Source organism: Rhodococcus sp. YH3-3, assembly GCF_001653035.1.
Taxonomy (GTDB): Bacteria; Actinomycetota; Actinomycetes; order Mycobacteriales; family Mycobacteriaceae; genus Rhodococcus_F; species Rhodococcus_F qingshengii.
Genome location: NZ_BCWH01000003.1, coordinates 953,972 through 974,328, shown reverse-complemented (window position 1 = coordinate 974,328; position 20,357 = coordinate 953,972). Strand labels below are relative to the sequence as shown.

General features: G+C 63.6%; 18 protein-coding genes and 2 pseudogenes. 7 read left to right on the top strand and 13 right to left on the bottom strand.

The features are described from left to right. Positions 1 to 186 precede the first annotated feature (186 nt). Positions 187 to 1,134, top strand: a complete 948-nt coding sequence (locus tag YH3_RS29810; RefSeq protein WP_007727818.1) for a sulfite exporter TauE/SafE family protein — start codon at positions 187 to 189, stop codon at positions 1,132 to 1,134. Positions 1,135 to 1,196: 62 nt separating this feature from the next. On the opposite strand, the gene meaB is transcribed toward YH3_RS29810, so the two are convergent. From meaB to YH3_RS29795, 3 genes and pseudogenes are all read right to left on the bottom strand, one after another. Beyond that, entirely contained in the window at positions 1,197 to 2,189 is a 993-nt protein-coding gene (gene meaB / locus YH3_RS29805) for a methylmalonyl Co-A mutase-associated GTPase MeaB (RefSeq protein ID WP_007727819.1), read from the bottom strand. Between the two features lie 17 nt (positions 2,190 to 2,206). Continuing rightward, entirely contained in the window at positions 2,207 to 4,459 is a 2,253-nt protein-coding gene (gene scpA / locus YH3_RS29800) for a methylmalonyl-CoA mutase (RefSeq protein ID WP_003944912.1), read from the bottom strand. Further along, a pseudogene (locus YH3_RS29795) lies at positions 4,456 to 6,188 on the bottom strand (methylmalonyl-CoA mutase subunit beta). The gene scpA and the pseudogene YH3_RS29795 overlap by 4 nt, the downstream one beginning before the upstream one ends. A 423-nt stretch (positions 6,189 to 6,611) precedes the next feature. Here YH3_RS29795 and YH3_RS29790 point away from each other — a divergent pair. The 3 genes and pseudogenes from YH3_RS29790 to YH3_RS35185 form a co-directional block, all read left to right on the top strand. Continuing rightward, positions 6,612 to 7,319 (top strand): TVP38/TMEM64 family protein, encoded by a 708-nt coding sequence (locus YH3_RS29790; RefSeq protein ID WP_007727829.1) that lies wholly within the window; start codon positions 6,612 to 6,614, stop codon positions 7,317 to 7,319. 31 nt (positions 7,320 to 7,350) lie between these two features. After that, positions 7,351 to 7,947, top strand: coding sequence for a hypothetical protein (locus YH3_RS29785; RefSeq protein ID WP_007727832.1), 597 nt, complete (start codon positions 7,351 to 7,353; stop codon positions 7,945 to 7,947). Between the two features lie 55 nt (positions 7,948 to 8,002). After that, positions 8,003 to 8,488: pseudogene (locus YH3_RS35185) on the top strand (hypothetical protein); the annotation flags it as partial. 40 nt (positions 8,489 to 8,528) lie between these two features. Here the strand turns inward: YH3_RS35185 and YH3_RS29780 are convergent. The 3 genes from YH3_RS29780 to YH3_RS29770 are packed head-to-tail and all read right to left on the bottom strand — an operon-like array spanning position 8,529 to position 11,113. Continuing rightward, positions 8,529 to 9,812 (bottom strand): SPFH domain-containing protein, encoded by a 1,284-nt coding sequence (locus YH3_RS29780; RefSeq protein ID WP_007727837.1) that lies wholly within the window; start codon positions 9,810 to 9,812, stop codon positions 8,529 to 8,531. Then, the gene (locus YH3_RS29775; protein ID WP_003944877.1) at positions 9,812 to 10,243 is read right to left on the bottom strand and encodes an NfeD family protein; all 432 of its coding nucleotides are present in this window, start codon (positions 10,241 to 10,243) and stop codon (positions 9,812 to 9,814) included. Before YH3_RS29775 ends, YH3_RS29780 begins: the two co-directional genes overlap by 1 nt. A gap of 42 nt (positions 10,244 to 10,285) precedes the next feature. Next, entirely contained in the window at positions 10,286 to 11,113 is an 828-nt protein-coding gene (locus YH3_RS29770) for a DUF3097 domain-containing protein (RefSeq protein WP_039972865.1), read from the bottom strand. Between the two features lie 67 nt (positions 11,114 to 11,180). On the opposite strand from YH3_RS29770, the gene YH3_RS29765 reads away from it, so the two are divergent. Further along, positions 11,181 to 11,972: a hypothetical protein gene (locus tag YH3_RS29765; protein ID WP_007727857.1), complete on the top strand. Its 792-nt coding sequence runs from the start codon at positions 11,181 to 11,183 to the stop codon at positions 11,970 to 11,972. Here YH3_RS29765 and YH3_RS29760 read toward each other — a convergent pair. After that, positions 11,962 to 13,755 (bottom strand): enoyl-CoA hydratase-related protein, encoded by a 1,794-nt coding sequence (locus YH3_RS29760; RefSeq protein WP_007727872.1) that lies wholly within the window; start codon positions 13,753 to 13,755, stop codon positions 11,962 to 11,964. The genes YH3_RS29765 and YH3_RS29760 overlap by 11 nt on opposite strands. A 154-nt stretch (positions 13,756 to 13,909) precedes the next feature. Continuing rightward, entirely contained in the window at positions 13,910 to 14,401 is a 492-nt protein-coding gene (locus YH3_RS29755; protein WP_003944993.1) for a hypothetical protein, read from the bottom strand. Positions 14,402 to 14,478: 77 nt separating this feature from the next. Between YH3_RS29755 and YH3_RS29750 the strand changes: the two genes are divergently transcribed. Continuing rightward, the gene (locus tag YH3_RS29750; protein ID WP_003944783.1) at positions 14,479 to 14,820 is read left to right on the top strand and encodes a metallopeptidase family protein; all 342 of its coding nucleotides are present in this window, start codon (positions 14,479 to 14,481) and stop codon (positions 14,818 to 14,820) included. Positions 14,821 to 14,926: 106 nt separating this feature from the next. After that, positions 14,927 to 15,535 carry a transcriptional regulator gene (locus YH3_RS29745; protein ID WP_007727873.1) on the top strand — a complete coding sequence of 203 codons (609 nt, stop codon included), beginning with the start codon at positions 14,927 to 14,929 and terminating at the stop codon, positions 15,533 to 15,535. A gap of 11 nt (positions 15,536 to 15,546) precedes the next feature. Here the strand turns inward: YH3_RS29745 and YH3_RS29740 are convergent, their stop codons facing one another. The 5 genes from YH3_RS29740 to YH3_RS29720 form a co-directional block, all read right to left on the bottom strand. Beyond that, positions 15,547 to 16,599 carry a ferrochelatase gene (locus YH3_RS29740; protein WP_007727874.1) on the bottom strand — a complete coding sequence of 351 codons (1,053 nt, stop codon included), beginning with the start codon at positions 16,597 to 16,599 and terminating at the stop codon, positions 15,547 to 15,549. 84 nt (positions 16,600 to 16,683) lie between these two features. Next, complete coding sequence (gene inhA, locus YH3_RS29735; RefSeq protein ID WP_003944803.1) at positions 16,684 to 17,481, bottom strand: NADH-dependent enoyl-ACP reductase InhA; 798 nt, start codon at positions 17,479 to 17,481, stop codon at positions 16,684 to 16,686. Between the two features lie 54 nt (positions 17,482 to 17,535). Next, on the bottom strand, positions 17,536 to 18,285 hold the full coding sequence (gene fabG1, locus YH3_RS29730; RefSeq protein ID WP_007727875.1) for a 3-oxoacyl-ACP reductase FabG1: 750 nt from the start codon (positions 18,283 to 18,285) through the stop codon (positions 17,536 to 17,538). 70 nt (positions 18,286 to 18,355) lie between these two features. Continuing rightward, positions 18,356 to 19,336 carry a VWA domain-containing protein gene (locus YH3_RS29725; RefSeq protein WP_007727876.1) on the bottom strand — a complete coding sequence of 327 codons (981 nt, stop codon included), beginning with the start codon at positions 19,334 to 19,336 and terminating at the stop codon, positions 18,356 to 18,358. Continuing rightward, positions 19,333 to 20,325: a DUF58 domain-containing protein gene (locus tag YH3_RS29720; RefSeq protein ID WP_003944991.1), complete on the bottom strand. Its 993-nt coding sequence runs from the start codon at positions 20,323 to 20,325 to the stop codon at positions 19,333 to 19,335. Before YH3_RS29720 ends, YH3_RS29725 begins: the two co-directional genes overlap by 4 nt. Between the last annotated feature and the right edge of the window lie 32 nt (positions 20,326 to 20,357).

Sequence of the window (20,357 nt, the reverse complement as noted above, 5' to 3'; positions counted from 1 at the left end):
AACGAGAACAAAGGACCTGACGTGCAGATTTCCAGCCACGATGCCTCCCCGGCATTTGCGCTCGGATTGATGGCGTTCTGGCCCACTCGTCGTAGCGCATGCTTCGATCAGGCGTGTTGCTGAGCGGCGATTCTCGCTGCCTGCACCCCTGACTTTGTCGCTTCTTCGCTCGGAGTCTGTCTTCTCATGTTCAACCTTCTTTTGTTCACCCTTGTCGGCGTCGGCGCCCAGCTCGTCGACGGCGCCCTCGGTATGGCCTTCGGTGTCACCGCAACCACTCTGTTGATGATCGGTGGCCTCGGTCCGGCTCAGGCCAGCGCCGCTGTTCACCTGGCCGAGGTCGGCACCACCCTCGCTTCGGGTGTGTCGCATTGGAAGTTCAAGAACATCGACTGGAAGCTCGTCGCCAAGCTCGGTGTGCCCGGCGCAGTCGGTGCATTCATCGGCGCAACTGTGCTCTCGGGTCTGTCCACCGAAGCGGCAGTCCCCATCACGGCGACGATCCTGCTGGCCATCGGTATCTATGTGGCACTACGCTTTTCGGTCCGCCCACCGGCCGTCGCGGACGCTCGTACCACCCCGCACACTGCACGTTTCCTGTCCCCACTCGGCCTGTTCGGTGGTTTCATCGATGCATCCGGCGGTGGTGGTTGGGGTCCGATCACCACCAGCACGCTGCTCTCACGAGGAAAGACCGCGCCGCGCACCGTGATCGGCTCGGTCAGCGCCTCGGAGTTTCTGGTCGCGTCAGCCGCGTCGCTGGGATTCCTTGTCGGATTGGGACGTGAGTCGGCGGGAAACCTCCTCGTTGTCGCCGGTCTCGCGCTCGGCGGTGTCATCGCAGCTCCGTTCGCGGCGTGGCTGGTCAGCCGCGTACCTGCAACCTTGCTCGGAACGGCGGTGGGCGGCGTCATCGTGTTGACCAACGCACAGAAGCTGTTCAAATCCTTCGACATCACCGGGGCGGTCACAGTGGCCGGTTACCTGACCATTCTCGGCGCGTGGGCAGCGCTGCTGTTCTACGCGTGGAAGCGGTCCACTCTCACCCCGGCCGAGGCAGAAGGCGATTTCACGGGAGTCGAACTCGCTGTCGAGACCGAACTCACCGAGCCTGCAGTCAAACGCGAACGATAGCTCGTCACAGAAGAAATCCCGGGTATCCGCGCTCGGATACCCGGGATTTTGTTCTTTCCGCGCTAGTTGCTTCCGTCGAACGCGTCGAGAATTCGCCCCGCCGCCAACGCTGCCGTCAGCGAACCGTCACGCACGCTCTGCTCGACGTCGGCCCGGATCGCACGCACCCGATCGTTGCTCGAGAGCCTGCGTAGCAGCTGATCGTTGACCATCGTCCAGGTCCAATCGACCTGTTGCTTGCGACGCTTCTCCTCGAACTGTCCCGCTTCGGTGAGCACCTCACGGTGTTTGGTGACAGTTCCCCAGAACTCGTCCAGCCCGACACCTTCGAGACCGCTCATCGTGATGACGGGCGGCTTCCAGATGGCGTCGTGCGGGTAGATCAGGCGAAGCGCACCCGCCAATTCACGGGCAGCGCCCTTTGCCTCGCGCTCATGCTTGCCATCGGCCTTGTTGACCGCCACCAGATCTGCGAGCTCGAGGACACCCTTCTTGATGCCCTGGAGCTGATCACCGGTACGAGCGAGGGTCAGGAACGTGAAGCAGTCCACCATGTTGGCAACAGTGACTTCGGACTGGCCGACACCCACCGTTTCCACCAGGATGACGTCGAAACCGGCAGCTTCGAGAAGCACGATGGTCTCGCGGGTTGCCTTGGCAACACCACCGAGCGTGCCGGACGTCGGTGACGGCCGGATGTACGCATTCGGTTCGACGGTGAGCCGAGCCATGCGTGTCTTGTCACCGAGAATCGAGCCGCCGGTGCGGGTGGACGACGGATCGACCGCCAACACCGCAACCCGATGTCCCTTGCTCAGCAAGTACATTCCGAGCGCGTCGATGAAGGTCGACTTGCCGACGCCGGGAACTCCGGTGATGCCGATCCGGTGCGCTCCCCCGGCCTCCGGCAGCAACTTCAGTAGAAGTTGCTGCGCGAGGGCCCGGTGGTCGTCGCGAGTGGACTCGACGAGGGTGATCGCCCGAGCGAGGCCGGCACGCTGATTTCCGCGCACCGCCTCGGCGAGGGAATCAATGTCGATGGGCTGACGTGCCATCTTCAGTGACCCCCTTCTCAGCTGTTGTCGTGACCCAGTTGGGCGGAGAGCTTCTCCAACAATCCGCTGGCAGCGTCGGCGATGACGGTGCCGGGCGGGAAGATGGCAGCAGCGCCGGCCTCGTAGAGTTCGTCGAAGTCACCGGGCGGAATGACGCCGCCGACGACGATCATGATGTCGGGACGACCGGCCGCAGCCAAAGCCTCCCGCAGCGCCGGCACCAAGGTGAGGTGACCGGCTGCCAACGACGACACACCGACTACGTGGACGTCGTTGTCGGCCGCCTGATTGGCGACCTCTTCGGGGGTCTGGAACAGCGGTCCGACGTCGACGTCGAATCCGATGTCCGCGAAGGCGGTGGAGATGACCTTCTGGCCACGGTCGTGACCGTCCTGGCCCATCTTCGCGACGAGGATGCGGGGACGACGTCCCTCGTCCTCGGCGAACTTCTCGACCAGTTCCATCGCCTTGCTGATGTTGCTCACCGTTCCTGCCTCGTCGCGGTACACACCACTGATGGTGCGGATCTCGGCCTGGTGGCGTCCGTACACCTTTTCGAGGGCGTCGGAAATCTCGCCGACGGTAGCCATCGCGCGGGCGGCGACGACAGCGAGGGCGAGGAGGTTGTTCTCCATGCCGCCTTCGGTGGATGCGGCAGCGCGAGTGAGGTTCGCCAGTGCGGCCTCGACGGCTTCCGGATCACGTTCCGCGCGAAGGCGAACCAACTTCTCGAGCTGTTCCTTGCGGACCTTGGAGTTCTCGACCTTGAGAACTTCGATGGTGTCGACCTCGTCGGGAACGTACTTGTTGACGCCGACGAGCGGCTGCCGACCGGAGTCGATGCGTGCCTGGGTGCGGGCGGCAGCTTCCTCGATGCGCAGCTTCGGGATGCCTTCGTTGATGGCCTGAGCCATTCCGCCGGCTTCCTCGACCTCTTCGATGTGCTTACGAGCCCGGTTGGCGAGTTCGTTGGTGAGCCACTCGACGTAGTACGAGCCACCCCACGGGTCGATGGGACGCACTGTGCCGGATTCCTGCTGCAGCAGCAACTGGGTGTTACGGGCGATGCGGGCGGAGAAGTCCGTCGGCAATGCGATCGCTTCGTCGAGTGCGTTGGTGTGCAAGGACTGGGTGTGGCCCTGGGTGGCAGCCATGGCTTCGACGCAGGTACGCGGCACGTTGTTGAAGACGTCCTGCGCGGTCAGGGACCAGCCGGAGGTCTGCGAGTGGGTACGCAGCGAGAGCGACTTCGCGCTCTTGGGGTCGAACTTGGCGACAAGCTCGGCCCACAGGAGGCGTCCGGCGCGGAGCTTGGCGACCTCCATGAAGAAGTTCATGCCGATGGCCCAGAAGAAGGACAGGCGAGGTGCGAACTTGTCGATGTCCATACCGGCGTCGAGGCCGGCGCGGATGTACTCGACGCCGTCGGCGAGGGTGTACGCCAGTTCCAGATCGGCCGTCGCTCCGGCTTCCTGGATGTGGTAGCCCGAGATGGAGATGGAGTTGTACTTCGGCATTTCCGCGCTGGAATACGCGAAGATGTCGGAGATGATCCGCATCGAGGGCTTCGGCGGATAGATGTAGGTGTTACGAACCATGAACTCTTTGAGGATGTCGTTCTGGATCGTTCCGGCCAGCTTGTCCGGAGTGACACCTTGCTCGCCTGCCGCAGCGACGTACAGCGCGAGAATCGGCAGCACGGCGCCGTTCATCGTCATCGAGACCGAGACCTGCGAGAGGTCGATTCCGTCGAAGAGCTGACGCATGTCGAGGATGGAATCGATTGCGACACCGGCCATTCCGACGTCACCGGCAACGCGAGGATGATCGGAGTCGTAGCCGCGGTGTGTGGCGAGGTCGAAGGCGACCGAGAGACCCTTCTGACCGGCCGCGAGGTTACGACGGTAGAACGCATTCGACTCCGCGGCAGTGGAGAATCCGGCGTACTGGCGAATGGTCCACGGCTGGTTCACGTACATGGTCGGGTACGGACCACGCAGGAACGGCGCTGCGCCCGGGAAGCTGTCGAGCGGGTAACCCGACTCGGCGGCGGCCGTGCGGTCCGCACCGGTGTACACCGGCTTGACGTCGATGCCTTCGGGGGTGGACCAGACAACCTGCTCGGCGGCGTAGTTGTTGGCGTTGGCGCCCTCTTCGATGAGCGCCTGGGCCTGCTCGACCGACGGCGGTGTGGGTGCCGGAGACTGCGGGTCCTCGAGTGGGACCTCGGCGAAACTGCCGATCACGTGCTTGACCTCTCGTGTCGTCACTTGAAGCTTCCCGTCTCGATGAAGTCGAGCAGTTCGGTCAGAGCCGATACTGCGTCGATGCGGGCGGTGAGGAATCCGTCCGGGCGAGAATCGCCGGTCGCGTCGGCGACTGCCTTCTCCGGTCCTGCGAGCAGCACCTTGGTGATGCCGGCGGCGCGAAGTTCGGCGACGGCCGCTGCGGCGCTCTCGCCGTAGCGCTTGTCCGTGCCGCACAGCACGGCGACGGTCGGGCGCCGCCGGCGGCGAGGAACGCGTCCGAACGGTCACGAAGCGCTTCGAATGCAGCTGCGTAGCGGGCGACGGACTGGCCGGGCTCGACGGCTTCGGCGGACAGCGGCGTTTCGCCGAGGTTCGGGAACTCGTTGACACCGGTGACCGTGGTCTTGCGGTGTGCGATGTCGGAGTCGCGCTTGGCCTTGGTAGCGGCGATGCGACCGGAGACGATTCCCGCTTCGAGTGCCGCCAGATATCCGCCGGCTGCTTCGATTTCCTGGAAGAACTCCCACGCGGTGGCGGCGATCTGCTGTGTCAGGTCCTCGACGTACCAAGACCCGGCCGACGGATCGAGGACACGGCCCAGGTGCGACTCCTCGAGCAGGAGCAGCTGTGTGTTGCGCGCGATGCGCGAGGAGAAGGACTTGCTGACACCGAGGGTGCCGTCGGCCAGGGCGACGTCGAACGGAAGAACAGTCACTGCATCTGCTCCGCCGACGCCGGCGCCGAATGCAGCGAGGGTCGTGCGCAGCATGTTCACCCAGGGATCACGCTGAGCCATCATCGCGGCGGAGGTGACTGCGTGCTGCGGCGCTCCACCAAAATCGGAAGCTCCGCAGACCTGGGCGATGCGTGCCCACACGAGACGTGCGGCGCGGAACTTCGCGATGGTCTGGAACTGATCGTCGGTTGCCGCGTAGCGGAAAGCCAACTGCGACAACGCAGCACCGATGGTCAGGCCGCTCTGGGCGGTGAGTGCACGGAGGTACTCGAGGCCGGCGGCGATTGCGGCTCCGAGTTCTTCGGCGTCGCCGGCACCCGCGTTGTGAAAGGCCGTGCCGTCCACGGTGATCGCGTGCACGGTTTCCGCACGAGCGGCGGCGAGGGCGGCCAACTCGACTGCGCCTGCAAATTCGACGTCGGCTGCGCCGGAGAACGAACTGGTCAGCGGTGCTGCACCGAGGTGAACTCGGATACTGCTGCGATCGCTGACACCGTCGCCGGCTTCGCTGCGTGCATCGAGGAGAGAGAAGAGTGCTCGGGCTGCATCGTTTGTCGCTGCGCCTGCATCGAGCGTGAGCGGTGCGAGGTCGAGAAGCACGCCCTCGAGCGCAGCGGCGAGGTCGGTGACCGGAACGCCGTCGGCGCCCACCTTCAACCAGAGTGCGCTGACTCCGTTTTCGAGGGCGTCCAGGATGGCGCGATTGGTCTCGGCCGCCGAAGCGGTTCCGAAAGCAGCGGAAACCAACCAACCGGCATTGACATCACGGTGAGCGTCGACGCCACGCACGTACGGAAACGTGCCCGGCAAGCTCTGCTCGGGACGCTCGTCGCGTGGGCTGTAGAGCGGTGCGACAGTGACACCGTCGTAGGTGACGGTTTCGAGCAGTTTCTGTGGCTCGGGGCCCAGTTCTGCCGCATCGACTCTGCGGGACTTGGCGAGCACACCGGCTACGGAGCGCTGCCACTCCGCGTACGCCTGCTCGACAGCCTCGGCTTCTGAAGCTAATGACACTGTGTCCGCTCCCTCTCATTTTTTGCGTGAGCGCTTTACCGATAATCGGATTTGTTCGTTAGTTCTGTGATGCTAACCCGCGGTTGAGCCCAGATATCGTGAGGATCACGTCATGTTCTTCACAGGGCTGTTCGTGGCCACTTTCCGACCGGCCGGGCGACGTGCGGATTCGGTCGTTCGTGCACGTGTAACCGGCCCTTACCTAGCGATTGTTCAGCATGTTTGCGGGTTACCCGCGAGTTCGTTTCACTGGCCGGGACTGCAGGTGAAGGCCACTCCGAAAGCCTAGTGGTTTTCGTCACAGCGCCGTTTCATTGTCGCCTGGAGCACGTCGCTTTCCCGCCCCCGTGGCGATGTTCGACTCACGATTGCGGGTCGGCAGTCGGCCCGGTTCACCGTTCGCAGGTAGCCTTGTGACCTGTGATGGGACGCCTGCTGGACCGAAGATTGATCGCAATAGTCCTGGTAGTGCTCGCTTTGTTCCTCGCAGCCCTCCTCGCCCCACATCCCACGGTGTCCCAGGTGCGAGAGTGGGCGGACTCGGTTGGCCCGGCGTTTCCCCTCGTGTTCTTCCTGGTTCATTCGATAGTCACCGTCGCGCCGTTCCCGCGCACCGTCTTCACGCTCAGCGCGGGGGTTCTTTTCGGCTCGGTGACCGGCATCGCTCTTACCGTGGCGGCAACGACTGTGAGCGCCGTTCTGGCCCTCTACCTGGTCCGCGCCATCGGCCGCGACGTCGTGTGGCAACGGATTTCGAGTCCGACGATCCGGCGGGTGGACGAGCGGATCGAAAAGCGGGGGTGGCTGGCCGTCGGCTCTCTGCGCTTGATCGCGTTTGTCCCCTTCTCGGTGGTGAACTACTGCTGCGGCATTTCGTCGATCCGGATCGTGCCCTACATCCTTGCCACCGTCGTCGGCATCTTGCCCGGCACTGTTGGGATTGTCGTTCTGGGCGATGCGCTCTCCGGCGAAGCCGATCCTCGTCTCCTGATTCTGTCCGGGATCTGCATTGCGATCGGCATCGCCGGTCTGGTGTTCGACGCTCGCCGTCAGCCTTCACCGGGCGAAACCATCGTTGACAACGGTCAACCTCAAGAGGTTGATTTGATTGAGTCAACCCAAAACGATTGACTATTGAAAGTCAACTATCTAGCATTGACTAATGTTCGTACTGACAGTGGATCAGCGAGGTAGCCGACGCGATGTCGACCGCGTCGGGGACATCATCGACGACATGGCCGATTGCAGGCTCCTGCGGCCGTTCGAGCGCACAGCGGGCGACGAGATTCAAGCGGTGACCGACGATCCGGCGCTACTCGTCCTCGTCGCACTCGAGCTGATTCGGCGCGAGCACTGGAGTGTCGGGATCGGGATCGGTCCCGTCGAGCAGCCTCTCCCACGGCAGACCCGGGCCGGACGCGGACCGGCATTCGAAGCTGCTCGGATCGCCGTCGAGCGAGCCAAGCGAGCTCCGGCCAGAATTGCCGTCGAACAGGCGCCGGCGGATAGCTCACGCGACGAACTCGCCGCAGATGTCGATGCCACGTTCACCTTGCTCGGAACGATCGTCACGAGACAGACGAAGGACGGACGCGAAGCCATCGCCCTGATGGACAGCGGACTCACTCAGGTCAGCGCAGCGGCCCACCTCGGAATCACCAAACAGGCCATGTCCAAGCGACTCCTGACAGCCGGGTGGCACGCAGAACTCGCCGGGCGCAGACTCGCAGAACGACTTTTGGTCAGACTCCAGCCCTAGACTGCTCACGCTCGCACCGGTACAAACTCGTCGACACAGCAGGGGGCTCGAATACATGGTCGTTCTGGCGTTGATCGCGCTCGCCGTCGCCGCCGCGGCACCAGCAGTTGCAGCGGCACTGGGACCGCTCAGTCGTGGTCGACTCGAAGTCCCCGAATGGGCGTCGTCCGTGGTGGCTCTTCCGGCGCTGGGTGTTGCCGCACTGGCATCGACCCGAACGACCCCGGTCACCGGTTTCGCTCTCGGGGCGACGCTTGTCCTGTGCGTACTTGCCGCCGCCACGGCCGGTGCACCGTTGGTACTTGCCACCTTCAAGATCGCTCGTCGCCAACCGGACGGGAGCCCGGCACCGGACGCCGGACCTCTTCGCGGCGGACGTGTGATCGGCATCCTCGAACGGCTCGCGGTGGCGGCGTCGATTCTTGCAACCTGGCCGGAGGGGATCGCGATCGTCTTGGCAGTCAAGGGGCTCGCACGGTACCCGGAACTTCGTGAACCGCACGCGTCCGAGCAGTTCATCATGGGAACCTTCGTCAGTGTCCGGGCCCCCCGACCCGATCAACGTTCGCTACGAGAGGCGCCTACCGGCGCTGGCCGCCCTCCGGCGGCTGATCCTGGTAGGGGTACTTCTGCTGGAATTCTTCGCGTTCGGACGGCAGCGGTAGCTGACCGGGCCAAGGATTTTCACTCTGCGGCGGCAGCGCGGGATCTACGAATCCGGGCTGCTCGGGCGCACTTTCACGGAGGTGCCTGACCGCAGCTGCCGGATCTTCGACGGGAGTACGTGCAGCAACTTCAGCAGCACGGACTGCTTCTGCGATAGCCGGATCGGATTTGGTCTCGAACCACTCCGCCACCTCGGCTGAATCGTCCTCAGGATTGGGAAGATTCTCTTCGGCGGCCGGCGGCTCGTACCGGAAAACGCCATCCTGCCCTTGCGCGCCAAGCGTTTTGGCAAATCCCTTCAGCGCGTCACCGAAGTCGCTGGGTACGAGCCACACCTTGTTCGCATCGCCTTGCGCCATCTGCGGCAACGTCTGAAGATACTGGTATGCAAGCAATTCCGGAGTCGGCTTACCGGACTTGATGGCAGCAAAAACCTTCTCGATGGCCTTGGCCTCGCCTTGAGCCTGCAAGTACTTGGCCGCGCGGTCACCTTGAGCACGAAGGATCTGGGACTGACGCTCACCCTCGGCGTTCAGGATCGAGGCCTGCTTGTTTCCCTCGGCAGAAAGAATCTGGCTCTGCTTGGCACCCTCGGCGGTCTTGATAGCGGATTCGCGGTGACCTTCAGCCGTCAGAATCATCGCGCGCTTCTCGCGGTCCGCCTTCATCTGCTTTTCCATCGACTCCTGGATCGAGGGCGGCGGATCGATGCTCTTGAGCTCGACGCGGGCCACTCGCAGGCCCCAGCGACCGGTCGCCTCGTCGAGGACACCACGAAGCTGACCGTTGATGGAATCACGCGAGGTAAGCGTCTCTTCGAGGGTCATTCCGCCGACGACGTTTCGCAGCGTCGTGGTTGTCAACTGCTCGACGGCAGCGATGTAGTTGCTGATCTCGTACACCGCAGCTTGCGGATTGGTGACCTGGAAGTACACCACCGTGTCGATTGACAGTGTCAGGTTGTCCTGGGTGATCACCGGTTGCGGTGGGAAGGAGACCACCCGCTCACGAAGATCCACCTTGGCGCGCACACGATCGGCGAACGGGATCAAGAACGTGAGCTGCCCGGACACCGTCTTCGAATACCTACCGAGCCGCTCGATCACCGCGGCTTCTGCCTGCGGTACCAGTGCTACCGACTTCGCGACCACCAAGATCACGAATAGCACCAACACACCGAGCACTATGAGTGCTGCCATTAAGGTCCCCTCCAGACGACTGCTGTTGCGCCGTTGATTTCCATCACCGTCACCTTGGTGCCCGGCGGGTACACCTCGGTGGTGTCGTACGGCCTGGCAGTCCACACCTCGCCGTCCAACTTGACCTGCCCGGAATGCTCGCCCACTTCTTCCAGAACCAGAGCGTGCTTACCTTCGAGTGCCTGTATTCCGGTCGGGGTCGGCGGCGGACTACCGAAGCGACGCAACATGATCGGTCGCACGCCCAGGACGAGGGCGGCGGAGAACACTCCGAACATGACGGCGTCGACCCACACCGGGAAGTCGGTGACAGCACTGACACCGGCAGTAGCGAGCGCCCCACCGGCGAGCATCAGCAGGAAGAAATCCCCCACCAGCGCTTCGGCCCCGGCGAGCACCAGTGCTCCGATCAGCCAAATAAGTGCAGCCACAACACCATCTAACCAGAATGTGTGACCCAGGCCGCCGCTACGTCAGTTCGGCTCGGTAACGAAATCGACAAGTTGTTCGACGGCACCGATCAAGGGAGCTTCCAGATCGCGGAAGCTCTCGACCGAGTTGTAGACCCGCCGCCAGCCCTCCTGAGGTGTCCCCCAGCCCAGTTCGCGGCAGATTCCCGTCTTCCAATCCTCGCCGCATGGAATCTTCGGCCAGGAGGCGATTCCGACAGATTTGGGACGAACGGCCTCCCACACGTCGATGTACGGATGTCCGGTCACCAACACGTTCGGTCCGAGGCCCTGAGTCAGTTGGGTTTCCTTGGAACCGGTGACCAGGTGGTCGACGAGGACACCGACACGGCGGCCGGGGCCCGGCCCGAATTCGGCAAGCCGCTCCCCCAGATTGTCGAGCCCTTCGAGATGTTCGACGACAACACCTTCGACGCGAAGGTCATGGCCCCACACCCGCTCGACGAGGGCAGCATCGTGTACTCCCTCCACCCAGATCCGGCTGGGCAGTGCCGTGCGTGCACGTAAGCCTTCGACTCGCGTCGAACCCGAAGCCGACCGTGCGGGTTTGGTGGACGCGGGCTTGGGGGCCGGGCGTACGAGGGTGACCGGAGAGCCGTCGATGAGGAAGGCCGCCTCGCGCATCGCGAACAACCGCGTCCGGGAGCGCCCGTCCTCGAGTCGCACGAAATCGCCGTCGTACGTGCGCTCGAAACCGACTACCGCACCGCAGAATCCTGTCGCCGCATCCTCGACGACAAGATCACGTTCGGCCGCCACTTCAGGCGTCACGCGCTTCTGTTTGCGGGTATGACCCGCAAAAATGTCACCGTATCCGTTGCCACCGCTCACGCCGGATCACGCTAGGTCACAACGCCGGGGCCGCGCATGTCGCCACGCCGAACTAAACTTCACGGTCATGAGTTCTCCCAGCGCAACCCTCACCGTGTGGGCAGCGTCATGGCTCGCCGGCGACGCTGCGCCGGACGACGTCATCGACGCCCTTGCCGCGTGGGCACCGATGCACCTGATCGGCGCCGCCGATGCGGAAACCGCGGTCCGCCACGATCTCGAGTGGCCGGGAGTCACGGCTTCCGGTGTGCCCACCCTGCTCAGAATCGCGCGCTCGGAGGCTGCCGAGGTCCGCCTGGTCCTTCCCACGGCCGGTGATGTACGTGGTCTGCCCACCGGGACCGAGTTCGCGCGCGCTGCGATCGCAACGGGTGAAGGGATACAGATCGGCGCCGTCGGCAAGCCCGGAGTCGGACTCGTGCCGTCGAAGGAAGGCCCGGACGTCCTGCGATGGACGGTCTTCTCCATTCCCACTGTGGCGGGCAGCGCCGAATCGATCGGACTCCGCGAAGCCGAATACGAACTGCGCCAAGCTGTTCGGGACGCAGCCGAGGTGCTCGGCGGGCTTCCGGCCGTAGCCACCGGAATGCCTGGAAACGACGCTCGTACGCTGGTCGCCGAAGCCCTGCAGGCACAGGCCGGACACCGCTGGCCGTCGACACTGTCACCTCGCCATCTACAGGTGATCGACACAGCCGACAACGTGGCAGCCATTCTCACCGTGGCTGCGTCGGTATCGACCAACCAGGCCCCGAGCGTGTCCACTGCGCAGAGGCGTGACGACCTGCTGCGACGACTGTGGGACGTTGTTCGCACTGCCCGTGTCGCGTCGGCGAACAGCGTGTCGATCAGAGCTTGAGCACGAAGTTCCGGCGTTTCTCGGCAAACCCGTTGCGGTCACCGAACATGTCGATCTTCATCTCTTCGAGCTCACGCTCCTCGTAGGGCTCCACCGGATCACGTTCCAGTCGAAGACGTTTGCGCTCCAGCATCGATTCCAGCCGATCTCCTTCGAGCAAGTCGGTGGCGACCTCGCGCAACCACGCCTCGAACAGATCCGGCCGCCTGGGGCCGATCGCGTCGACAAGTCCGATGTCCAAGGCTCGACGGATGCCTATCGCACTGCACTCGGCCAGCAGACTGCGGGCCTGCTGCTCGCCGACCCGAGCCGGAAGTGTGTACGTGTGCAGTTCCGAGCCGAACAGGCCCATCGTGGCGTAATGAGGATTGAGAACCACACCGTCCCTGGCCACGACTACGTCGGCTCCAAGCGGGAGCATGACCCCGCCGGCACCGGCGTTGCCTGTGAATGCCGCCACCACAACCTGTTCCGTACAGGTGACGATCGCTTTCGCGATCTCGTTGATGGCTTTGATGTTGGCCCACGCTTCTCCGGCTTGATCCGACGCGGCCTCGATGACGTTGAGGTGGATACCGTTGCTGAATCTGTCGTAGTCACCCGTCAGGACAAGGATCTTGGTGTCCTGCGCGATCGCCCAGCGGAGCCTGGAGGCCAGTCGCGCGCATTGCTTCGTACTCATCGCACCGTTGTAGAAGCGGAACGAGATATATCCGATTTCGCCGTCGCGGTGATAGTCGGTCTCGGGGTAACGACTCTCCCAGACCTGTGGAACGAACACGTCCGGACGTACGACCGCGGTCGACGGAAGTTTGACATTGCCGGCGCCGACGAGCCGCGCATGTCCGATCCAAACGGAGCCCGCACCGGTGGCAACACGTATTGCCTGGTGGAAGTACTCGACGATGGTGCCGGGCGCTGCATCGACGTGGGTATCGAGGTGAGCGTCGTAGACGTAGACCCGGTCGAGCCCCAACTGAACGGCGACGCCGGGAAACCCGTCGGCGGCGTTGACGGCGCGGACGATGCTCGACGCGTCTTCCTCCCAGCTGAAAACGCGATCGGCCTGTTTCATGCTCGGCCGCGATCGGGTCGAAGCCACGGGCCGCGCAACTCGATCCGATGGAATCGGCTGGAAGTCAGGAGTACGGAAATGTTCGACGACCTCTCCAATGCACTCCATCGCCGCGTCGGTGACTTCCTCGTTGTATACCGAGGATTTGGTTGCCCCGTTCCGGAGTTCGAACGTCCGCCACGCCCACACCGGCCCGGCATCGAGTTCCTCAGCGGCCTGCAATGCCGTGACACCCCAGATCGGTTCGCCATCCGTTATCGCCCAGTCCAGCGACGACGGCCCGCGATCTCCGGGCGGGCCGGGATGGATGATGATCGTTGTCCACCGCTGCCAAACAGATTCCGGGACATAGGCTTTCAAGAACGGGCAGATGACGAGGTCAAAATCTCCCGAAGAAGTCGCGGCCAGCACTGCGTCCGCGTCGGCGACGACGGCTGTACGGACTTGGTGTCCCGCCTCGCGAAGAACAAGACCGGCCCGCTGCGAGAGACCGTTGTCGGAGGTGACGAGAAGAAGCACGCTCAACGGTGGCGCGAAGGTCGTACGTGGGCGTGAGCGCCGGAACAGCGCCGCCGTCGCCGCTCGCAGACGGCCCCTGCCCGATACACCTTCACGTAGCTTAGCCGTTGCTACATCGCTGGAAATAGCCACAGAAGTCGTGAGCGCGGCCGATTTGGGCATCGGTCGTACTTCGGGGGTCGAAACCATGAATTCCTGCTCGCATGCTCGGGTATCTGCAGCGCAGACCAGACTCCCCCCAGAGCAGGACCGACGCACCGATAGATTGATTGAGGTATTTAGGGACTTTATACCTACCGTCGGTTTGTTTCAATAGCTATTTTCAAGCAAACCGTTTGATCGATCAACCCACAGTCTTGTGATTGATCGCGATATGGCGGTCGATGCGAATATGTTCATCCAGCGTCGGGTAGCGCAAACCGGTGTCCTGGCTGTACCCCTGACGGCGCAACCAATCCAGGACGTCGCCCCAGAACCAGATCCCCCCGGCAACCGAGTTGTACGGAATCGGGAAAGGCGTAGCCGCCTGCCGGACCCCTCGCACCCACTGCCCGACAGCTTGCCGCGTCACCCCCGCACGGTCGGCAATGTCCTGACGTGACACCAGATCGGGATGTGTCCGCTGGGGACGCACGCCTGCAGCCACCAACTGGTCCACCACGGTGATAGCCGTTGTCGCCGCTCGCATACCTTCCGAGGTGAGCGTCAGCAGCTGCAGCCCGCGTCGGTCCTCGACCCTTCCGCCCAAGCTCTCTTCGATCGCCTGCTCTTGCGAGACTGTCAGCATCTGAACGATGAATGTGAATTCGTAACGGTGATAGAGGTCTTCGGCCACGCAATGAACATAGCCGTAAGCTGCACTGTTTCCACATGGACACACCCGGATCCCGCCCCCGCACGCACAATGGGCAGATGATCGACGTGGACGACAGCCAGTTCGAGGACATGGTCAAGCGGGCGCTCGACAGCCTGCCACCGAAATTGGGTGCGGAGATGGCCAATGTCGCAGTGACCGTTCAACTCGAAGGTGGACGACCGGGGCTACTCGGGCTGTATCAGGGCATCCCACTGACCAAGAGAACCACCACGTACGCCGGCGTCCTTCCCGATCGCATCACGATCTACCGCAGGGCCATCTGTGCGATCTGCAGCACCGAAGACGAGGTGATCGAGCAAGTTCGCCGAACAGTGATCCACGAAATCGGCCACCACTTCGGGATCGGAGATCCCCGGTTGCGTGAACTCGGATGGTGACAACCGACTCATCTACAAGTCGGAAATCAGCTAGAGGTTGATAATCGGCGAATTGTCATGTCAGCTGTACCAAGCCCGCAACAATTGAACACTTACAGGAGTTCGCATGGTCAATTTGATCCAGATCGCCCCGAAGAATGCCCCGACGTTCGCGATGAGCCGACAGAAGGCCGCAGAACTGCTGGGCATCTCGGTCGACAGCGTCGCGTTTCTCCTCAAGTCTCGCTATCTCCCGGATCTGGACGCCGGTCGGTTGATCAAGATGGCCAACCAGCCCTGGTTGTACTCGGACGGCGACTTTCCCGTCCTTCAGCAGGGCGCATCCGAACTTGCCCCCAAGAAGATGCTGCCCGCACGTAAGTACATCGGCGAGAGCGCAATTCACTCCGATGCCGAATGCGTGGAGGCCAACCAGGGGCAGTGGGCGGGATTCAACGTCGACCATGTGCTCGGCGCCCGCTTCCTGCCTGTGACGCTGCGCAAGTTTCCGGTGTCGGTGCTGCAGATCCACGACGTCAACGACGACGACGAAGAACGCGTCTCGTTTGTCGCGACCCTCGCCGGGCGAGTCCGCGAACTGGGCGCGCCCGAACTCAACTACATCGACCCGTCACTGAGCCCCGAGGATCGACAGATCGTCGAGACGCTTCTCACCTCGCGCAGCACGTCCACCGTTCCCGGACCCTGCGGAAAGCTCAAGCATCCGAACACCTGAGCGTCGGACGGTCAGCGGGGACGCTGAACGGCCGCGCAGCAATTGACTGCACACGAGAGACCGTTGGTGGTCGAGCCGAGCAGCGGCTCGACCCCCAGTCGCAGTGGCTGCTCGGCCTCGGCCAGTTCCCGAACGAGCGTGGGCACCAGCTGCGCGAAACGCTGATCGCGGCCGGGCGTTGCTGCCCGAACGAAATCCATCCCGAGTTCGGCTGCCTTGTCCTTGGCCTCGGTGTCCAGGTCCCACACCACTTCGAGGTGATCGGAGACGAAACCGACGGGGCACACGATCACGGCGCGAACATCCTTGGCGGACAACGTATCCAGGTGATCACAGATGTCGGGGTCCAGCCACGGAACCTGCGGCGGGCCTGATCGCGACTGCCACACCAGATCGAAATCCTCGACGCCGACGGCCTCGGCAACCAACTTCGCGGCCTCGGCGACCTGTCGACTGTAGAGGTTTCCGCCCTCTGCCGGCGGCCCTGCATTGCGGTCTGCGGCACTCGGTACCGAATGCGCGGTGAACACCAGGCGCGCAGTATCGCGAGTCGCTTCGGGCAACTCTGCGCGGGCCGCGCGCACACCGTCGGCGAACGCGCCGACGACCAGCGGATGGTCGTAGTACTGGCGAAGTTTTGTCAGCGTCGGTGCGCCGTCACCGACCGCCTCACGGGCACGGGCGATGTCCTCGTGGTACTGCCGACATCCGGAGTAACCACCCCACGCCGACGTGGCGAACACGGCGGCGTTGCGGACACCGTCCTCGCGCATCTTGGCAACGGTGTCTTCGACCATCGGGTGCCAGTTGCGGTTGCCGAAGTACACGGGCAAATCCACGCCGGCTGCTGCCAGCTCACCTTCGACCCGTTCGATCAGGTCTCGGTTGAGCGCGTTGATGGGCGAAACTCCACCGAAATGCATGTAGTGCTCGACGACAGCGTCGAGCCGCTCCGGTGGCACTCCCCTACCGCGCGTGACGTTTTCGAGGAACGGCCGTACGTCTTCGGGTTTTTCGGGACCGCCGAACGACAAAACGAGAAGAGCATCGAACTGCATGTCCATACTTACGGTCATGAGTTCAATCTTGCGCGATGCCGTTCGGCGGGAGTCACCCGGGTACTCACCTGCGTAGTAGAAGGGGTGCTACTAGCCGACCATCGCGTGGAAGCCGCCGTCGACGTAGATGATCGACGCGGTCGTGCCGGGCAACCAATCCGAGAGAACGGTGCAGACCGTTTTGGCGACCGGCTCGCGATCGTCGACGTCCCAGCCGATGGGCGCAGCACCGTCCCATGCGGTGTTCAGCTTGTCCAACTCCGCGCCCGGACCGGTGCTGTCACCGGCAATGGCCTTGGCGGCCAAGGTCTTGATCGGGCCGGAGGACACCAGGTTCGAGCGGATGCCGCGGACGCCGACCTCTTTGGCCACGTACCGATTGACGGCCTCGAGGGTCGCCTTGGAGACACCCATCCAGTTGTAGAACGGCATCGCGCGCGCCGGATCGAAGTCCATACCGACGATGGACGCGTTGTCGTTGAGCACCGGCAGCAAGGCCTTGGCCAGTGCGCTGTACGAGTAGGCGGACACCTCGAGTGCGACCGCCACGTCTTCCCACGGCGCGTCCATGAACGGGCTTCCCAGGCAGGAGCGGGGAGCGAAGCCGATCGAGTGGACGACGCCGTCGATACCCTCGGGAGCCAGCTCGCGCACACGCTCGGCGAGAGATGCGAGATCCTCCGAGCTCTGGACGTTGAGCGAGATTGCCGGCGGCACGGGCTGCGGCAGTCGCTGGGCGATGCGATCGATGAGGCGCAGACGATCGAATCCGGTGATCAGTACCTTCGCGCCCTGCTCCTGCGCGACCTTGGCCACGTGGAACGCGATCGACGAATCGGTGATGATGCCGGTGACAAGAATGGTCTTACCCTCGAGCAAGCCGCCCATGAGATGTCCTCCTGATTTCAGACGTACGAGAAAGGTGTGTGTGCGAAAAGCGGGTCAGTGCCCCATGCCGAGTCCACCGTCGACGGGGATGACCGCACCCGAGACGTAGGCCGAATCGTCGGAGGCGAGGAAACTGACAACTGCTGCAACATCTTCCGGCTTTCCGGTCCGCTGCAACGGGATGAACTCGGTGGCCTTGTCCTTGACGTCGTCGCCCAGTGCTGCCGTCATGTCGGTCTCGATGAACCCGGGAGCGACGACGTTGGCGGTGATCGAACGTGAGCCGAGTTCCCTTGTCAGGGAACGAGCGATACCGACGATGCCTGCTTTGGACGCGGCGTAGTTGACCTGGCCGGCTTGACCTGCCAGACCCACCACAGAGCCGAGGAAGATGAACCGTCCGAAACGCGCGCGCAGCATCGACCGGGTCGCACGCTTCGAGAGGCGGAACGTACCGGTGAGGTTCGCGTCGACGACGCTCGTGAACTGCTCTTCGCTCATTCGCATGATCAGTGTGTCGTCGGTGACGCCGGCATTGGCGACGATGACCTCGACCGGCCCCTGGTGCGCTTCGACCTCTTTGAATGCACGGTCGATCGACTCGGTGTCGGTGACGTCGCACACGACGCCGAACAACCCTTCGGGGACACCGGAACCGCGGTGCGTGACGGCTACCTTGTGGCCGTCTGCGGCGAGCCGCTGAGCGACGGCCAAGCCGATTCCGCGGTTACCGCCGGTGACGAGCACCGAGCGCGGTGTGGTGACGGTCCGTTCGGAAACCACTGTCGTGGGAGGGGTAGACATGGCGATCAACCTATCAATTCTCTGCGGGCCGCGTACCAGCGGTATTTGGACAATTCGGAACTGCTCTCGATCAGGGCAGACGCTGCCTGCGTACCAGGGCAATCGTCAGACCAGCGGTCGCGAACACGACGCCGAGAACCAACCACGGTCGACTCGCATCGCCTCGTGTCGTCTCGAAACCGATCTGCTCTTCGAGCGTGTCGTACACCTGGCGCAGTTCTTCGAGGCTCGATGCCGTGAAGAAACTTCCGCCGGAAAGGTTGGCGATCTCCTTCAATGACGCGTCGTCGACCGGGACGGGGATTCGGTCTCCTTCGATCTCGACTCGCCCGTATGTCGTTCCGAAGGAAATGGTCGAGATCGGAACGCCCTTGTCCTTGGCCTGACGGGCAGCGGTGAATCCGCCCCGCGGATCGTCCGAGTTTTCGGGAACGGTCTGCTTACCGTCGGACAGCAACACGATGCGCGCCGGTGGCGCCTGATCGCTGCCGCCGAGAACAGCCGACAGCGTGTCGATCGACTGCAACGAGGTGAAGATCGCTTCGCCCGTCGCCGTTCGCTCACTGAGCTTGAGGTTGTCGATGGCGACCTTCGTCGCGTCACGATTCGTGGTGGGCGACACCAGAACCGAAGCCGTTCCGGCAAATGCGACCAACCCGAGGTTGATGCCGGGAGTCAGACCGTCGGCGAACGACTTCGCAGCTTCCTGCGCTGCTGCCAATCGCGTCGGCTCGACGTCGGTGGCCTGCATCGACAGCGACACGTCGATCACGAGGATCACCGTGGCGCGGTTTCGCGGGACCTTCTTGTCTGCCGTCGGACCGGCAAGGGCGACGGTGAAGAACACCAACGCGACGACCATCAGAATCGCTGGAATATGACGCCACCGCCCGGGCCGCGAAGGCGCGACCTTCTCCAGTAGCGCGAAGTTCGTGAACCGAAGTGTGTGCTTGGCCCGCTGCTCCTGCACGAGTACGTAACCGACCACCAACGCGGCGATGACAGCGAGGAACAGCAGCCACCACGGTGCGGTGAATTGAGAAAGACTCACGAACGAACGCCCCCAGTTCCGGCGCCGGCACCATAACTGTGTCGGCGTGCCGAGATGAATCTCACGACGTCGGCAATCCAGTCCCGATCGGTGTGCAGGGACATGAGCGGTGCGCCGCAACGACGTAGAGCTTGCCTGACCTCGACGCGGTGCTCGGCGGCGACTCTGGCGAAGTCGGCGCGCAATTGCGGCGTCGTGGTGAATTCTCTGGTCCGGCCGGACTCGGGATCGTGGAGCACCACGTCACCCACGTCGGGCAGTTCGAGGTCTCGCGGATCGACCACTTCCACACCGAGCACGTCGTGCCGTCCTGAAATGGCGCGCAGCGAGCGTTCCCAGTCGATCGGTCCGAGGAAGTCGCTGATGACCACCGCGAGTCCGCGTCGACGCTGTGGGCGTCTGAGCGCTTCGATCGCGCCGACCAGATCACCGCGTACCCCGTCCGGCGCGTGCGGAGTCGTCGCGATCTTGCGGAGCATCGCCTGTGCGTGAATTCGCCCACCGCGGGCCGGAATTCGAGTTGTCTGTGCGCCGGTCGAGATGATGGCGCCGACGCGGTTACCGCCCGAACTGGTCAGGTGAGTGATGGCCGCGGCTGCGGCGACGACCAGGTCGCGCTTCTCGCATCCGGCGGTCCCGAAGTCGAGACTTGCGGACAAGTCGATGACGAGCCACGTCTCGAGCTCACGATCTGCGACCGACTGACGCACGTGTGGGTGCGTCGTCCGTGCGGTGACGGACCAGTCCATCTGCCGCACGTCGTCGCCCGGCTGATACTCGCGGGCATCTCCCGGCTCCGAACCCGGACCGGGAATCAGGCCGAGATGATCGCCGTGCAGCACACCGTCGAGGCGGCGGCGAACCGTCAGCTCGAGGGTGCGCAGCGCAGCGGTGAGTTTGGGGTCGCTGAGCTCGCCGGATCGGAACGACGGCGGAGAACCGGTGGATCCGGCGGGTGTCGCCTGGCCACCGTCGCGGCCTTCGGTCACTGCGGGCGACTCATCGTCTCAGCGGTCGCGAT

Coding starts and splice junctions, on each gene's coding strand:
- YH3_RS29810 (WP_007727818.1), top strand. CDS start 187: ATGTTCAACCTTCTTTTGTTCACCCTTGTCGGCGTCGGCGCCCAGCTC.
- meaB (WP_007727819.1), bottom strand. CDS start 2,189: ATGGCACGTCAGCCCATCGACATTGATTCCCTCGCCGAGGCGGTGCGC.
- YH3_RS29790 (WP_007727829.1), top strand. CDS start 6,612: ATGGGACGCCTGCTGGACCGAAGATTGATCGCAATAGTCCTGGTAGTG.
- YH3_RS29785 (WP_007727832.1), top strand. CDS start 7,351: ATGTTCGTACTGACAGTGGATCAGCGAGGTAGCCGACGCGATGTCGAC.
- YH3_RS29780 (WP_007727837.1), bottom strand. CDS start 9,812: ATGGCAGCACTCATAGTGCTCGGTGTGTTGGTGCTATTCGTGATCTTG.
- YH3_RS29765 (WP_007727857.1), top strand. CDS start 11,181: ATGAGTTCTCCCAGCGCAACCCTCACCGTGTGGGCAGCGTCATGGCTC.
- YH3_RS29760 (WP_007727872.1), bottom strand. CDS start 13,755: ATGGTTTCGACCCCCGAAGTACGACCGATGCCCAAATCGGCCGCGCTC.
- YH3_RS29750 (WP_003944783.1), top strand. CDS start 14,479: ATGATCGACGTGGACGACAGCCAGTTCGAGGACATGGTCAAGCGGGCG.
- YH3_RS29745 (WP_007727873.1), top strand. CDS start 14,927: ATGGTCAATTTGATCCAGATCGCCCCGAAGAATGCCCCGACGTTCGCG.
- YH3_RS29740 (WP_007727874.1), bottom strand. CDS start 16,599: ATGGACATGCAGTTCGATGCTCTTCTCGTTTTGTCGTTCGGCGGTCCC.
- inhA (WP_003944803.1), bottom strand. CDS start 17,481: ATGGGCGGCTTGCTCGAGGGTAAGACCATTCTTGTCACCGGCATCATC.
- fabG1 (WP_007727875.1), bottom strand. CDS start 18,285: ATGTCTACCCCTCCCACGACAGTGGTTTCCGAACGGACCGTCACCACA.